At 63.9% G+C, this 14,986-nt stretch carries 12 protein-coding genes; 2 read left to right on the top strand and 10 right to left on the bottom strand.

Annotated features, from left to right (window positions below; translation table 11 throughout):
• Window positions 1-600 precede the first annotated feature (600 nt).
• The 10 genes from CKO31_RS11935 to CKO31_RS11980 form a co-directional block, all read right to left on the bottom strand.
• Entirely contained in the window at window positions 601-1,176 is a 576-nt protein-coding gene (locus tag CKO31_RS11935; protein WP_200237558.1) for a Uma2 family endonuclease, read from the bottom strand.
• 235 nt (window positions 1,177-1,411) lie between these two features.
• Window positions 1,412-2,335, bottom strand: a complete 924-nt coding sequence (locus tag CKO31_RS11940) for a carbon-nitrogen hydrolase (RefSeq protein ID WP_438874007.1) — start codon at window positions 2,333-2,335, stop codon at window positions 1,412-1,414.
• An 82-nt stretch (window positions 2,336-2,417) separates the two neighbouring features.
• Window positions 2,418-2,855, bottom strand: coding sequence for a type IV pilin protein (locus tag CKO31_RS11945; RefSeq protein ID WP_200237559.1), 438 nt, complete (start codon window positions 2,853-2,855; stop codon window positions 2,418-2,420).
• A 51-nt stretch (window positions 2,856-2,906) separates the two neighbouring features.
• Complete coding sequence (locus CKO31_RS27935; protein WP_498370613.1) at window positions 2,907-3,302, bottom strand: hypothetical protein; 396 nt, start codon at window positions 3,300-3,302, stop codon at window positions 2,907-2,909.
• Between the two features lie 2 nt (window positions 3,303-3,304).
• The gene (locus CKO31_RS11955) at window positions 3,305-7,069 is read right to left on the bottom strand and encodes a pilus assembly protein (RefSeq protein WP_200237564.1); all 3,765 of its coding nucleotides are present in this window, start codon (window positions 7,067-7,069) and stop codon (window positions 3,305-3,307) included.
• A 122-nt stretch (window positions 7,070-7,191) separates the two neighbouring features.
• Window positions 7,192-7,746, bottom strand: a complete 555-nt coding sequence (locus CKO31_RS11960) for a PilX N-terminal domain-containing pilus assembly protein (RefSeq protein WP_200237567.1) — start codon at window positions 7,744-7,746, stop codon at window positions 7,192-7,194.
• Window positions 7,743-8,852, bottom strand: coding sequence for a PilW family protein (locus CKO31_RS11965; RefSeq protein ID WP_200237641.1), 1,110 nt, complete (start codon window positions 8,850-8,852; stop codon window positions 7,743-7,745). The genes CKO31_RS11960 and CKO31_RS11965 overlap by 4 nt, the downstream gene beginning before the upstream one ends.
• The gene (pilV, locus tag CKO31_RS11970; protein ID WP_274607740.1) at window positions 8,849-9,463 is read right to left on the bottom strand and encodes a type IV pilus modification protein PilV; all 615 of its coding nucleotides are present in this window, start codon (window positions 9,461-9,463) and stop codon (window positions 8,849-8,851) included. Before pilV ends, CKO31_RS11965 begins: the two co-directional genes overlap by 4 nt.
• A gap of 21 nt (window positions 9,464-9,484) precedes the next feature.
• Window positions 9,485-10,129: a GspH/FimT family pseudopilin gene (locus tag CKO31_RS11975; protein ID WP_200237572.1), complete on the bottom strand. Its 645-nt coding sequence runs from the start codon at window positions 10,127-10,129 to the stop codon at window positions 9,485-9,487.
• Between the two features lie 313 nt (window positions 10,130-10,442).
• On the bottom strand, window positions 10,443-11,780 hold the full coding sequence (locus tag CKO31_RS11980; RefSeq protein ID WP_322789132.1) for a cytochrome c family protein: 1,338 nt from the start codon (window positions 11,778-11,780) through the stop codon (window positions 10,443-10,445).
• A 428-nt stretch (window positions 11,781-12,208) separates the two neighbouring features.
• Between CKO31_RS11980 and CKO31_RS11985 the strand changes: the two genes are divergently transcribed.
• Window positions 12,209-13,858 (top strand): multiheme c-type cytochrome, encoded by a 1,650-nt coding sequence (locus tag CKO31_RS11985; protein WP_200237574.1) that lies wholly within the window; start codon window positions 12,209-12,211, stop codon window positions 13,856-13,858.
• On the top strand, window positions 13,855-14,613 hold the full coding sequence (locus tag CKO31_RS11990) for a cytochrome c3 family protein (protein ID WP_200237577.1): 759 nt from the start codon (window positions 13,855-13,857) through the stop codon (window positions 14,611-14,613). Before CKO31_RS11985 ends, CKO31_RS11990 begins: the two co-directional genes overlap by 4 nt.
• Window positions 14,614-14,986: the final 373 nt, after the last annotated feature.

Genomic DNA, 14,986 nt, shown 5'->3' on the forward strand with positions numbered 1-14,986 from the left:
GCGAAGCTCTGCTTCGCGGATCTGGCGAGAGACGGGTCGCCGTTGGTCATGGCCCACCAGCGCGCGCCCGCCCAGCGACGGCAAGCAGAGCTTGCGGCGAGGCGTCGCGAAGCAGAGCTTCGCGACGAGGGGCGCGGAGTGCGGCGGGCTCGATGCCCGCGGCGGGCGTGTCCTGGTGTCCTGGTCGCGAAGCTCCAGCTTCGCGACCCGAGCGGCGAAGCTCTGCTTCGCGGCTCTGGCGAGAGACGCGTCGCCATTGGTCATCGCCCACCAGCGCGCGCGTCCGCTTAGCGACGGCAAGCAGAGCTTGCGGCGGGACGTCGCGACGAGTGTCACGCAGATCGCCCTGGTCGGGCAGCTCCACCTTCGCGACGAGTGTCGCGTGGTGTCCTGGTCGCGAAGCTCCAGCTTCGCGACCCCAGCGGCGAAGCTCTGCTTCGCGGATCTGGCGAGAGACGCGTCGCCATTGGTCATTGCCCACCAGCGCGTACGCCCACTCAGCGACGGCAAGCAGAGCATGCAGCGGGGCGTCGCGAAGCAAGAGCTTCGCGACGAGGGGCGCGGAGTGCGGCAGGCTCGATGCCGGCGGCGGGCGTCCTGCTACCCAAACAGCCCGTCGAGATCGATCGGGGAATTCGGCAACGCCCGCGCCGTGACCTTGCCCAGGTCATCCGGCTCGCCGACGCTGCGATAGCCGTCGGCGGACGGCTCGGAATAGCGCGTGAGCTTGCGGGCAGGAATGTCCACGAGCCATACCTCCATGATGCCGGCGGCGGCATACAGCGGCAGCTTCTTCTCACGGTCGTAGCGCACCGAGGATTCCGCGACCTCCACCAGCAGCAGGATGTCGGCAGGCTCCGGATACGCGCTGGCGTAGAAGTCATCGCGCGGATGGAGCAGGGCAATGTCCGGCTGGGGGAGGGAGAAGTCGCCGATTCTGATCGGATCTTGGACGGAGAGCACGACGCGGTCGCCGAGCTGGCGGCCGAAGAGATTGGCAATGCGCTTGACCGCACCCGTGTGCGGAATGCCGATCGGCGGCATATCGATGATCTCCCCGTCGATGAGCTCCACCCGGTCGTCCTCCGTGAGGATGCCGGCCTCGCCCATGCGCAGGTACTCGTCCACGCTAAAGCGGTAAGGATGGTAGAGATGTTCAGCGGTGGCGGACACCATGGACCTCCGGGTGCGCCTTTGGGCGCGCGAGATTGCGCAGGTATTGCTCGCTGCCGCCCGGCCCATGACTCGGCGTAGGTCGGGCCGACGCCAGGAGGCCCGACAATCGGGCGCTCACTACCAGCGTGGCTGTCGGGCAGCGCGGCGTCGGGCTTCGTGCCTCAGCCCGACCTACGAAGTCTCGGCTCGCCGGGTCTTGGGCGCGCGGCAATACCCGCCTGCACCAGAGTTTAGCTCAGTCCCGCCAGCGCTTGAGCAGATCGCCATAGGCGTCGATGCGGCGGTCGCGAAAGAACGGCCAGATACGCCGCACCGCCTCGCCGCGGGCGAGATCGATATCCACGATGAAATCCTCGGCCTCCGTCTCCGACGCTGCGGCGAGGATCTCCCCCTGAGGCCCGCAGGCGAAGGAGCTGCCCCAAAACAGGATGCCGTCCTCGGCCTGGCCGGCATCCGGCGCCGGCTCGAAGCCGACGCGGTTGCAGGCCACCAGCGGCAAGCCATTGGCCACCGCATGGCCCCGCTGCACCGTGCGCCAGGCCTCCAGCTGGCGGCGGCGCTCGGCCTCGTCGTCGGCCGGATCCCAGCCGATGGCGGTGGGGTAGAGCAGCATCTCCGCGCCGGCCATGGCCATCAGCCGCGCCGCCTCCGGAAACCACTGATCCCAGCACACCAGGACGCCGAGGCGCCCGACGGCCGTATCAACGGGCCTGAAGCCGAGGTCGCCGGGCGTGAAGTAGAACTTCTCATAATAGCCGGGATCATCCGGGATGTGCATCTTGCGATAGACGCCGGCGAGGCTGCCGTCGGCATCCAGCACCACGGCGGTGTTGTGGTACACGCCGGCGGCGCGGCGCTCGAACAGGGAGCCGACGATGACCAGACCGGTCTCTGCGGCAAGAAGGCTCAGGCGCTCGGTCGTGGGCCCGGGAATGGTCTCCGCCAGATCGAACGCCGCCGTGTCCTCCCGCTGACAGAAATAGGCGGTCTGATGCAGCTCCGGCAATAGCAACAGGTTACACGCGGCCTCTGTCGCACGCGCCCAAATGGCCCCAAGGCGATCCGGCATTGAGCCCTGAACGGCGCCTTGGGGCTGGTGGATCAGCGCGCGCACGGCGCGTGGCTTGGTGTCGCTCGGGTGCTCTGAAGCCGTGGGCATAGTCTCCGTAGCGGACGTTGGCAGCGATCATCCCGGCAGTCTACGCCCACGCAGCCGCCGCTGCGTGGGCGTGGACGGGGCGCTACCAGCACCCGGCTGGCGGCGCAGCGGGCGGGTCGTCGTCGGCACCCGGGTAGTTGGCCAGCCCGCGGTTGCCTTCCGAGTCGACGGTAAAGTCCCCGCAGTGCGTATCCGCCGTTTGAGAATCGCGCCGGGTCGCAGTGGCAACGAAGCTGGTGCCGATGTCGCCCGTATCCCCGGCCACTGCGTCTGCCCGGTAATACCCGTTCTCGCTCACCACCGGGTCCGCGCCGAAGCCGAGCTCTGTCATGTCCGTCGTAAAGGTCTTGTTGTCCGCGTAGTAGAGCTCCTGGCGGCCGGCGATGTCGAGCAGCAGCGACTGCGCCTCGGTGCGGCGCGTCTTGAGAATCTGCGCCTGGTAGCTCGGGATCGCGACCGCGGCGAGAATGGCCACGATCGCGACGACCACCATCACCTCGATGAGCGAGTACCCGATCAAGGGTTGCCGTGTCCCGGTGCGAACTTCCTGCCGGATGGCCATTGTCGGTGCCTACCTGGGCACCCGCTGCTCGAGCGCGATTGCGGCGGGGTCAGAGAACTGCTGCGGGATGCGCACGCACTCATGCACTGCGCTGACCCTGGCCTTCAGCGAATCCCTGACGGGCGCCTGGTCAAAGGTTTCTTGGTCCGAAAACCGCACGGGAAGCTCTTGCGTGCTGTAGAAACGGATAACGCTCTCGGCGGTCTCGATCATCTGCACGTGGCATTTGTACTCGGGAGTTGCGGTACTTAGCGCTCCTCCGCCTTGCCCCAACGCTGCGTTCAACGTCATAGAAAGCACCACGGCCGCCAGCACCGCTACGCGAGCAAGCTCAGAGAAGCCCCTCTCGAGTTGCCGCCGAGCGCGACGGCGCTGATCGCTTCCGTGGTTAGTCTCAAGAGTCATGATCACTCTGCCTCCTGCATCCAATAGACCGGGCTTACCGCTAGCGAGAGTCCGGTCTCTTCGATGCCGGTGCCGTTCGTGCCAGGGCCCACGCCCACTAGCCCAATTTCCTCGCCGAAGTAAACGGACGGATGGTCGGGGATGTGATCCTTAATGGTCTTACTCCGGTCCAGCTTGTCAATATCGCCACTGCCTTCCTGCGTCTCATCGCCATCGATCATCTGCCCATTCCAATCGTACTGTGCGGTGGCGTCGTGCAAACCGATCGCATACAGGAACCCCTTACCCTCGGAAGGGCGACAGATGTACTCAAGGTCCGGATCTAGAGGATCAGGAGGTACATACGTGGTGAAAAACACGCGACCTTGCATGGTGTAGGAGCGTGACAAGCTTTTCTCGCCGGTGCGTTCGAGCTCTATGAACCATCCTTTACCGGTAAACAGCTCCTCGCGCGCAGCCTCCTGAGAGGCCAAGTCGCCGTCCTGAAACAAATTATCGGTCGCATCATAAAGATCTGAAACTGTTATGACCGGTGGTTGTTCCGCGCAAGGCAATCCGTCTGGATTCAAACCGCCATCCGAACATGCATCGCTGTCTGGATCTCCGTCGTTAGGTACATGCAATGCACTTTGTATGCCGGTATCCCGGATCATGAAAAACCGATCATCGACGACCCGGTCAAGGGGGTGCGCGCGATTCCCGCTTCCTATCAACAACGCCTCATAGCTGGCGTTGACCGACTTGGTCACAGCAATATCAACGCCATATATGAAGCGCCGATCCGTCCCCTCTGTGTTCCCCCCGAGGGACGCCAACTTGAAGATGGACCAATACGACTTGTCATCGTCGACCAAGTCGACGCGCCAGATGTTTCCACCCGTGTCGGGAAAGTACATGCGATCCGTCACATGGTCACCATTGCTATCAAACACCGCGACGTTGGCCGGCACGCTATCAACGAGCCCTTGCTCTTGCAGGTTCGTATCCGAATTGTCCGCAGGCGTCACGCTCCAGACGAGTGAGCCATCCAGGGCATCTACCACGTAGATACCGCGCCCGACACTGTCTGCCGTACCGACCCCAAGTGCGTCCTTATTGGGATCGTAGCCGGCGCCAAAGACAATCACTGGATTGTCATACCCCGGCACGAAAGTTGGGGCTGGCGTGGACCAGGACTGGCCCAGCTCTGGCAGGTCCGTTTGGTCCACCTGCCACAGGAAGCTTGGGTTATCAGGATCAGAGACATCGAGTGCGTAGTAGCCGAGGCTGGCCCCTTCAAAGCTACTGCTGCCGCGCCGCAGCCCAATGAATAGAAGAACCCGATCACCGTCTGCGGCGCTGATATTGCCATCGCTGTCGACATCGTTTACCCAGACAGCAGGGGCACCGTCGACACCATACGGATGCTGATCATCGGGATTGTTTTCGTATAGCGTGGGAATCACTCGACCGAGCTCCTTCGGAAAAAAGGCCCAGGACTCGTCACCGCTCTGAGCGTCGATCATATGCACGAAGCCGGCATTGGTACCGAATACGATTCGGACATCCTGCGTATCATCGTTGGGGCCGGAATTACCGTAGTTGATGGCCTCGGGCGTCGAGTGCATGACATCGCCCAGAATCCATGGGCGCGTGTCGGTGGTATCGTCGTCACTGTCCTCGTCCCGCACGTCCACGCCCCGCGCCCAACCGATGTAGTTGGCTCGCTGGCTGGCATCGGATGCGCCGACCATCGCTGCTGTCAGGTTGCCATTGGCGACGTCGAAGCTTTCCAAGGCGCCGCCTTCACCCGTGTTGGTGAAGATGCTCCGGGTGCTGGGATTGCGTAGGATCAAGCGTTCGCCTGCCCCCCCCTCATCCACCTCCATGCCGTCAACGCCCAGGGTCGTCCAGAACGTGGTGGCCGTGTCCTTGATATTACCTGTTACGGGGTCAACGGCTCGGTTTCCGTTCGCGTCGACCACCTCCTCGGGGTCTGCCCCCTCAATGGCGAGCTTCTTCAGATTACCCGGCCACCGCGGATAGGGCATGGGCCGAAACATCGCGATGTACTCGGCACTCAGGCTCTTGGTACGATTGTAAGCGTCCACCGCGATCGCCGGCGCTGCGAAGGAGGTGTTGCTCGATAGGATCTCGGTGAGCGTCGCCTGGAAGGCGTCAGCCAGCTCATGGGCATTGTACGCCGTGTAATACGTCCCGCCGCCAAACTCAGCCGTATCACTCAACAGATCCTGGTCGGTAAGGAAGCCAATGGTATAAGTGATAACTCGCTGGTTTCCATTCTCCCATTGATCGTCAAGATCGCTCTCGAACATGTGTCGCGCGAGGGCAGGCATACAGTTCTCTTGAAAATCCAACTCTCCATCAGCATTGTAATGATCCGTCATGTAATCACCACAGGCACCGATATTGAGTAGCGAGCCAATGGCGGAATTTGCATGCCGATCATAAGTCGGCTTACCATCAGTCATGACCACAAGATAAATATTCTCGCAGTCACCCATCGGTGAGTCATAGCTTCCATCGGACTCGCACCCCCCGGTTTCGTACAGTTGTTCGGCGCAAGCGTCTCGAGGTGGCCAGGCGTTGCTGTCGTCATCGCCGTAGTAGACTGCTTGAGGCGTATCCCCCGGGCGGGCAACGTAACGATAGGCTTCGTAGAAGGTCTCACACAACGGTGTCCAGGTTTCCGCCGAAAGGGCGTCGACGAGATCCACCAGCGATGCGCGGGCGGCGGGCTCCATCCGCGCCAGGTGTCTCACGACTCGTCCGCCGTTCTGGTCCCAATCATCGTTTCCGTTGTTTCGGTTGAAAACCATAAGGCCGAAATCGACCTGCGGGTTATTGGTAATCAGCTCTGTCACGACATCCTGTGCGATCTCGATCTTACTGCGCTGTTCGATCAGGTCGTCATTGTAATACCAGGCCAGGTAATTCCCGGTGAATAACGTCCGCACTAGATCACCGTCATGACGCTGTTGCCAGTTCTCCCAGGGAGAGCCTGGGCTTCCGCTGCGAAAGGGGCCGCTGTCGTCACTGGCCCAGCCGTCGGAAGCATTGGGGTTGCTCGGATTGTTTTCGTCAATGTCCGTGGCGCACTCCATGTGTGCCGTCTGCCGAGTGTCGTCGTTGTCTTGCACACTCCGCCACATGTCGACGGAGCCGATTATGTCGTCTTCGCGGGTCTCGCATTGCCAGCGATACTGAAGCTGCCAATTGGAGCGTGAGGTGCAGTCAGCTTCCCCGATTTGCCAGTATGAGCGATTCCAAGACGTTTGCCACCGGTAGCGATATTGACATTCACATTCTTCGGAGGTCTCCGTGCCCGTTACGCCCAGGCCTTCGCGCCAGACGCGGAGGTAATCGGTGTAGCGTCCGGTCTCGGCCAGGGGCTGTAGCGCCGATGCACAGCGGTTGGAAGACGCCGGGATGTAGCGGTCCGTGGTCTCGATCGGGGGCTCGCCGTCAAACGACCAATAGATACGGTCGTGCTCAAAAGTATTTGGCGCACCCGGATACTGGGTATGATCGGTCCAGTCGATTGCCGGATCGTAATCGGGCTTTGCTTGCGGTACCCCATCACCCATGCTCCCGGAATTGTCGAATAGGATTAGGACCTTTGGGCGACCACTGCTCTGGCCGGTGCCGCTGAATTGGGTTAGGAATATCTCGGTATCGTCGCCGCGTGCCGGGAGCGAAACTGAGCCACCGAAGGCGAGGCCTAGTGCGAGAACCAGTGTCGTGAAGAAGGTCGTTGTCCTATTCATGGTTGGACTCCGGAATCGCTCGGTATCGCTTGCGGCGGTCTGCTGGCGTTTGGCGGGTTGCGATTTGTGCTGTGTCTATTTCAGGGGTGATTTGGCGCAGGATAAGCTTTGTGGAAGCAGGGTCAATTATTGGCTATGATTTGACGCGAAATGCCAAGCCGCAGCGTCGTCGTGACGTGCCCGCGGGCGGAATCCGCGTCGCCAGAGCTATGGGCGCTGACTAAGTCGAAGGCTCCGCAGCCGATGAGATCGTCGCTCGAGGCCCATTCAGACCTTGCACACTTGCCCTCCGGGTCGCCACTGACGACGGCAGTCACGGTCGGCAAGTCATTGTGGGCGTCGGTTGGCGTGTCGTTGTGCAAATGCGCAAGCGGATCGGGGGAGGCAGAGCTAAAATCCAGCTGTGTGGAGTCTCCGACAAAATCGAGCTGGCCGGTATCGTCGAACACCGCTGCGGCCCCAGCGCTGACCCCGGCTTCCGCGGCGTGGAAAGACCTTGCTGAGTCCTCCATACTTGATGAAATTTGGATCTCGGTGTTTGTCGCGGTCATGGAGGCGGCGCCGAGAAGCGCAAGCATAGCGAGGATGATCAGGCTCGCGATTAACGCGAAGCCTCGTCTGGGCGGGATTCGCCGCGGCGTCTCCCGGACTTTGGGGGACGGGAATCCGCTGGTCATGGCTGCTCCTCTGTCCCGTCAATGATGGGCTTGTTGCGTAGCATTACAGTGGCTGAGACGACCCGCCGGTGGAAGTTGCGCAGTTGCGCGCCCTGACTTAACGACGTTGCAAAGTTGGCATCGGCGAAGTTGACGTCAGTATCGCCGAGGACGTAGGTAGCTTCATCATGATGCGTCGGATCCGGCTCGATTGTGCGCACGAGTAGATGAACACGGACGGCATCAACGTTTTCCCAATCACCGACACCACCGTTCGCACCGCGGAACAACAGGGCATCGGTGCCGGTGCCGGTGCGTTCGCCGTAGAGTATACGCATACCCTCGATGCCTTCGACTAGGTCTTCAGTCACAATGGACATACCATTGGTGTCGTCCCACTCAAGGGTTTTGCGGGCAAGGGTGGGTGGATCGGCGTCCAGGGGATCGGCATCGCGGATGTAGTAGGCACGGAAAAGGTAAGGCCAATAGGAACCGTTTCTCAGGCACAGGCTGTCACGGCCGACGCAAGAGTCGGACAGCGAGGGCATCGATGCACCCGCGGTGTAGAGTCGCATGACGCCCGCCGTTCGGTTGGATGCGATGTATACGCCGCCGATGGTCAAATCGTTAGTCTGCGACAGGGGCTGCGGTGCGACCATTTTCAAAACGATGACATCGGAGGGGATGCCGTTCACCTCAGCAGCGTCGTCGATGCAGCCGATGGCGTCTCCGGAAGCGGCCGTTGCGCCATGCAGGGGTAACGACGGAGGGTTGAAGCGGTCATTGAATCCGTAGGCCACGGCCATGCCGTTGCAGTTGCCGGAGACAGCCGTGTTACTTGGCGTATCGGGGTCAGGAATAAAGTCGTGGTAATGCAGCTCGCCGAAGAAATAGGCGTGGCGTAAGTCGTCCAAGAGGTACTTTTGCGCGAAGCGGGCGTTTTCTTGAAGCTCTGTGAGGCGGGCAGTATCCGTGTACACTACCTTGTTTGTTACGAACAGGCTAATTCCGCCGGCGGTGATGAATAGGCCCAATAGCATCGCGACGAGTAGCTCGGGCAGCGTGAAGCCGGCTTGATTGGACCGGGGTTGGCCTGAGAAGCTGTTCATTGCGGGATGCCTGTTCATGGTTGAACATGCGTGCGTAACCGCATGACCCGGCGAAATTGGGAGTCTTCGCCGTAGCGGTCGGTGGCGGCGCAGCCGGGAGCGACGCTGGCATTGAGCGTTTCACGGCGGCCATGCCAGGCGATGGCAATTTCGAGCTGGCCGTTGCCGTGGTTGCGGATGCAGCCGGTGGGGTGGATGAGGCCGCCGGCGGGAGTAGCATCTGCTCGGGTGCGCTCGTGGCCGTCGAGGGCACGCTCCCACTCCCAGAGGTCGTAAGTGGCCTGCTGTGTTGCTGTACAAGCGACGCTTTCACAGTCTGGTGTGGGCTGAGTCCCCCTGCTGCCATCGCCGAGGATGGTCCAGTCACCGTCGGCTGGCGTGTCGTAGTCCGCAAGCGCGCCGGTGTTATTGCGGATGCGCTCGAGGATGTCGGTAGCGTGATAGACGGCTTGGCTGCGCTGGTGCGCTTCCAGATTGGCTTGCGCGGACAAGATTTGCATCGTAGCGGCACCGATGCCGCCGAACGCGAAGATGAACACGGCCACCAGGACTTCTGTCATACAGAGCCCGGTTTGGTCTCGGCGCGGGCGCCGAAGGTGGTGGCCATGCTGGTATGCGGTGTGAGCCATGGAGACGACTCGGCTGAGCGGTTACGGGCACGCGGCGGCCCCTGGAGCGGGGGCAACACGCGCGCGGCCAACGGGGGAAATCTCGACGACACGGGCTTGCTGTGCGCCACGGGCGTCACACAAGCGGTAACTGCCCTCGGTCGGTGGTGTTTCGTCGCCGTTGCCGAAGCACCTGCCGTCGGTGGCGAAGGCGATGTAGTTCGTGTACTCGGCGGAGGGCCGCAATGTGACCGAGCCATCGAGTGCTGCTCGGCGGCGCAGAATGCGCTCTCCGGTCTGGCGCTGACCATCGGCATCTTCGTCGACGAACAGAATCCAGCCGTCTTCCCAGTGGACCGTATCCACTGTGGAGCAGGCGCTTTGGTTGGTGCTCTTGCACAAGGCAATCTGCTCCTTGCGGGCAATTGCCTGCGACCGGGCTAAGGCCAGGGACATCGAAAACTGCCGCGCTTCGGCGGACAGCACTTGATTGCCGATGAGGGTCGAGAATCCCGGAATGCCGACGGTGATCAGGATCACGCTGATGGCGATGGTCATCATCAGCTCGATAAGGGTGAAGCCGCTCGGCTTCGGCGCCGCGCCGCGCCGCTGCTCGATGGTCGCGGGCGGTCGAAGCGTCTGTGTTGGGACGCCGGGCGCATTGGCTCTGGCGCGGGTGATCTTCATCGCTCGCCCTGAAGAGACCGGGCGTAGGTCTTGCGTGGCCTGTGGCGCCGAGCTCTTCGGCGCCTGTTACGCAAAGCCTAGGGACTTCCCCGAGGACCCGCTGTGAACAGCGTCGCAGGGGTAAGTCCGCAGCGACTGGTCAGTCGCAGGGGGTGTGGATGCGCGGACCTTTGCTCCCCTACGGCGGGAGAGCCGCGCCGGGCGCGGGGGCATGCGCACGCAAGCCGCGCGGTCGCGCGGCTTGCGTGGTTGGTGGACGCGGGCGACTCCGTGCCCGAAGGAGGTTACGTCGTCCCTGTAGGGATCAGCGGTCTCAAGGTGCCATGACGGACTTCTCGGACTCGGCGATGAGCACCGGCTCCTTCACATCTTCCGGCAAATGGTCGAACTTCTTGACCAAGCCGGGCCAGAGCAGGTTGTAGTAGAGCTCGCCGCGGACTAGGGCTACGCCCTCGGCGGGGATCTCGTACTCCAGCACCCGCTCTTCGTGGGGCTTCAGGCGGGTGTCTTCGCCGGCCTGGGTGGCCTTGGGCGGCGGTGCCGGCATGCCTTCGTCGTCCGCGAGTGCATAGGCCATATAGGCCTGCGGATCATCTTTCGCCGGATGGCCTTCGGCGTTCTGCCAGATGGGCTGGCCGGCGTCGTCGTAGGCGGTCAGCTTGACATAGATGTTGCGGAAGGGCGCACCGGTCGGCATGGCGTGCGGCTGCTGGTTCTTGATGTAGACGCTGGTCTTGAGCACGTCGCCGTCGCGCTCGCTGTCCACATCGAAGACCACGGAGCGCTTGAGCATCGGCTTGCTGTGGCCGCCGCCCATGGTGTGGTCCGCCACGCCGTCGGTCACCGGCATGTGGCAGGACAGGCAGTTCACGTCCGTTTTGCTGTCGATGTACTCGTTGCCGGTCTGGCACAGCGGCACGCCGTGGGGGTTGTTGCGCTGATCGTGGCAGCCCCAGCAGGAGTCCGAGGTCTTCATGAGCCGCGGGTTGCCCTCCATCGGCAGGGCTTGGATCTCTTCGCCCTCGAATTCCACCGGCTCGCCCAGGTGCGGGTTCGGCTTCTGGGCGTCGGCACCGCCGCCGATGCCGACGCCGCCGAAGAGGTCGTCGCTGGCCGAGGCCAGCTGCGCCAGGCCGTTGTTGACGCCTTGGGGACCCTGAAGGGTGTCGGCCACCTCATAGGCCTTGAGGCCGAGCCGCAGCTTGCCGTCCTCGCCCTGGACGCCTTTGAACTTCTTCAGCGTATGGCAGGCGACGCAGTTGACGCCCTCGCTGTAGGCGGCCATGGCGTCGAGCTTGGTTTTGCCGTCCTTTGCGGCGTTCGGCGCGTGGCACTGGAGGCAGATGGGGTACTTGTCGGTGCCTTTCTTCTTGACGTTCTCCGCCGTGGGGTCGCCGACGACCATCTTGTAGAAGGTGCCGTGGATCGGGTCCTTGAGCGCCGTGCTGTTGGCGTGCATGGAGCCCGACCACTGCTTGAAGATCTCCTGGTGGCAGTTGGCGCACACCTCCGAGGACACGTGGTGGATGGACTCCTCCGCCTGCGCGGCGGCGCCGAAGGCGGTGGTTGCCAGCAGCGCCAGCGCGGCCGGCGCGAGGCCCCGCAGCCGCAGCTGGCGCGGGCGCTTGAGCAGGATCGAGATCGGTTTCACGCGTTCCTCCTTTGGTTCTTTCGATGGGTGCTCACGAGCGGAGTCATTGTTTCGTTATTTGCCGGCGCAAGACATGCGCGCGGTCAATATTGTTCATTGCCGGCTGCCGGCCTTCTTGCTCTAATTTCCACTGATCGCGGCCTATGGGCTCGAAGCAAATTAATTTTGTTTCAGCTTATTTAATTAAATAAGCAAACGCTGATTCACACTCCCGGTGCTATTGCCAACAATGGGCCGATAAGAGCGCAGTCAGCGCAGCGGACGGCGGGCGGCGCCGATGATCACGGCCCCTGCCGCCAACACGACAAGCGGCAATGGCTGCCGGTCGCCGTCCCGGCGGACCTAAGGCCCGCTCCGGCGCACGAGTGGCTGGCGGTGCCGACGTGCACCGGCCTTTGTAGCAACCGCAGGCAGTAGGCAGAAGTTCCATGAAAGCATCCCCGAACCGGTCGCGCCCGCGACCGCACAGCCGCCGCCAGAACCCGGCGGCGTGGCTCCTGTTGGCGCTCTGCGCCCTGCTGGCGCTGCCCGCCGCGGCCGAGAAGGTCAAGCTGGACCCGAGCGAGTGGGGCCACCCTGCCGGTGAGAACTGTGCCAGCTGCCATGAGAAGGCCTCGCCGGGCATCGCCGAGCAGTGGCATCAAAGCGCGCACAAGAGCGCCGGCGTCAACTGCATGGACTGTCATCAGGCGGATGCGGCCGACGTGGACGCCATCGAGCACGAGGGGCACGTCATCGCCACCATCGTCTCGCCCAAGGACTGCGGGCGCTGCCATGAAAAGGAATACCGGGAGCAGGAGGGCTCGGTGCACGCCGAGGCCTACGCCATCATCAAAGACCGGGTGCCGGCGCTGGCACACAACGTCACCGGCCCGGAGATGCAGGCGGCGGGCTGCGACCAATGCCACGGCTCCCGGGTGAAGGTGCGCGGCGACGGCACCCTGGACCCGGCCACCTGGCCCAACTCCGGCATCGGGCGCATCAATCCCGACGGCTCCAAGGGCAGCTGCTCGTCCTGTCACGGCCGCCATAGCTTCTCCAAGGCCCAGGCGCGGGAGCCCAGCGCCTGCGTGCGCTGCCACTCCGGGCCCGACTCCCCGGACAAGGAGATCTTCGAGGCCTCCAAGCACGGCATGATCTACGCCGCCCAGCGCGACGCCATGAACCTGCACGCCGACACCTGGGTGGCCGGCAAGGACTACACCGCCGCGCCGACTTGCGTGACCTGCCACATGGGCGCCGCCGGCAAGGTGCCGGCGACGCACGACGTCGGCATGCGCAACGCCTGGAGCCTGAATACGCCGGTGTCGCAGCGCCAATATCTGGTGGTGCTGGACGACGGCTCGAAGCTGGAACTGCCGGCGGACGCCAAGCCGCCGAAGCGCGGCAGCGAGCTCACCAAGGCCGACGGCAGCACCGCCAAGGTCAAGGTGGTCGCCACGCCCGAGCGCCGCCGCCTGGTCATGTCCACGGTCTGCCTGGAGTGCCACTCCAAGACCATGACCGAGGGCTTCATGCGGCAGTTCGACGACGTGGTGGAGCTGTACAACAGCAAGTTCGGCGAGCCGGCGGCGGCCATCATGGCCGGCCTCTACGACGCAGGCCTGCTGACGCCGCTGCCCTTCGACGAGCCGCTGGAGTACACCTACTGGGAGCTCTGGCACGACGAGGGCGCCCGCGCCCGCCACGGCGCCTCGATGATGAGCCCGAACCACGCCTGGTGGGAGGGCATGTATCTGGTGGGGCGCAACTTCTACAGCCGCTTTCTGCCCGAGGCGCGCGCCGTGGCCGGCGAGCAGGCGGCCGCGCTGGTGGATGCCCACATCGACGGCGCCGAGGGCCACGCCTGGCTCGCCAACCAGGGCGAGGGCAACCCCATCCTCGGCTGGATGCCGCCGCCGCAGCCGGAGCCGGCCGCGAGCGCCGACGCCGATGCCGAGTCCACTGCACCGGCGCCCGACAGCCAAGAGCCGGCGGCCGAGCACGCACCCGACGCCGGCTCTGCGGCCGTTGACGCCGAAGATGCCGCAGCCGTCGCGGACGCCGGCGACACTGCAACAGAGGAGACGCCACAATGATCAAGCTGCAAGCGCCGGCTTTTATCACACGCCATGTGCTGTTCGCGCTGGTGGCGGGGGGCCTCGGCGGCGTGGCATTCATGTTCTTCCTGCTGGAGTTCGACCACTACACAAGCTCCAACGAGTTCTGCACCACCTGCCACTCCATGACCTATGCCGACGACAGCTATCAGCAGTCGGCCCACTACAACTCGGCCTCCGGCGTGCGCGCCAGCTGCGGCGATTGCCACGTGTCCGAGGGCATCGTCATGGCCACCTACGACCACGTCATCGGCACCAAGGACCTCATCAAGCAGGTCTTCGGCAAAGCCGACTACGACGACCCGGCGGTGAACCTGCTGCACCTGCCGGATGCCGCCTTCGCCGCCCGCGAGTGGTTCCGCAAGCGCGACTCCGCCACCTGCAAGCGCTGCCACGCCCTGGACGCCATCCAGGGCACCCGCGCCAACACCGCCGCCATCCACCAGGAAGAGACCGACGGCAAGACCTGCATCGACTGCCACATGAACCTGGTTCACCGCCACGTGCCCAGCGAGCAGACCTTCAAGCGCGAGGCCTGGAACGCCATGGTGGAAGAGGAGCTCGACTTGGCACCGGGCACGGCGGCCAGACTGCTGTCCGGCGAGGACGGGCCGGAGCAGGTCGCTGCCTCCGAGCCGCAGGCCGAGCCCACAGCCGAGCCCGAGTCGGCGCCGGCGCCGGCGCCGGCGGCCAAGCTCGCCGAGGAGCCGGTTGCGGGCAGCAGCGCCAACTGATGCCCGTCTGATAACGGAGCTTAGGTCGGGCTGGGGTAAGGAGCCCGACACCGCGCCGATTCTGGCCGTCCGAGCGTCGGGCCTGCTGGCGTCGGCCGACGTCGCTCCCTGGCGCGACCGGTAGGGTGGACGAGACCGGTAGGGTGGACGAGCGCTAGCGAAGTCCACCCCGGGCCGCACAGGGCTTGGTGGACTGCGCTGCGCTTGTCCACCCTACGTCTACTGAGGCACGGAGCCCGACACCGCGCCGGTGCTAACCGCCCAGGTGTCGGGCCTCCCGGCGTCGGCCCGACCTCGCTCCCTGGCGCGACCGGTAGGGTGGACGAGACCGGTAGGGTGGACGAGCGCCAGCGAAGTCCACCCCGGGCCGCAC

It is taken from the genome of Thiohalocapsa halophila, assembly GCF_016583825.1.
Taxonomy (GTDB): domain Bacteria; phylum Pseudomonadota; class Gammaproteobacteria; order Chromatiales; family Chromatiaceae; genus Thiohalocapsa; species Thiohalocapsa halophila.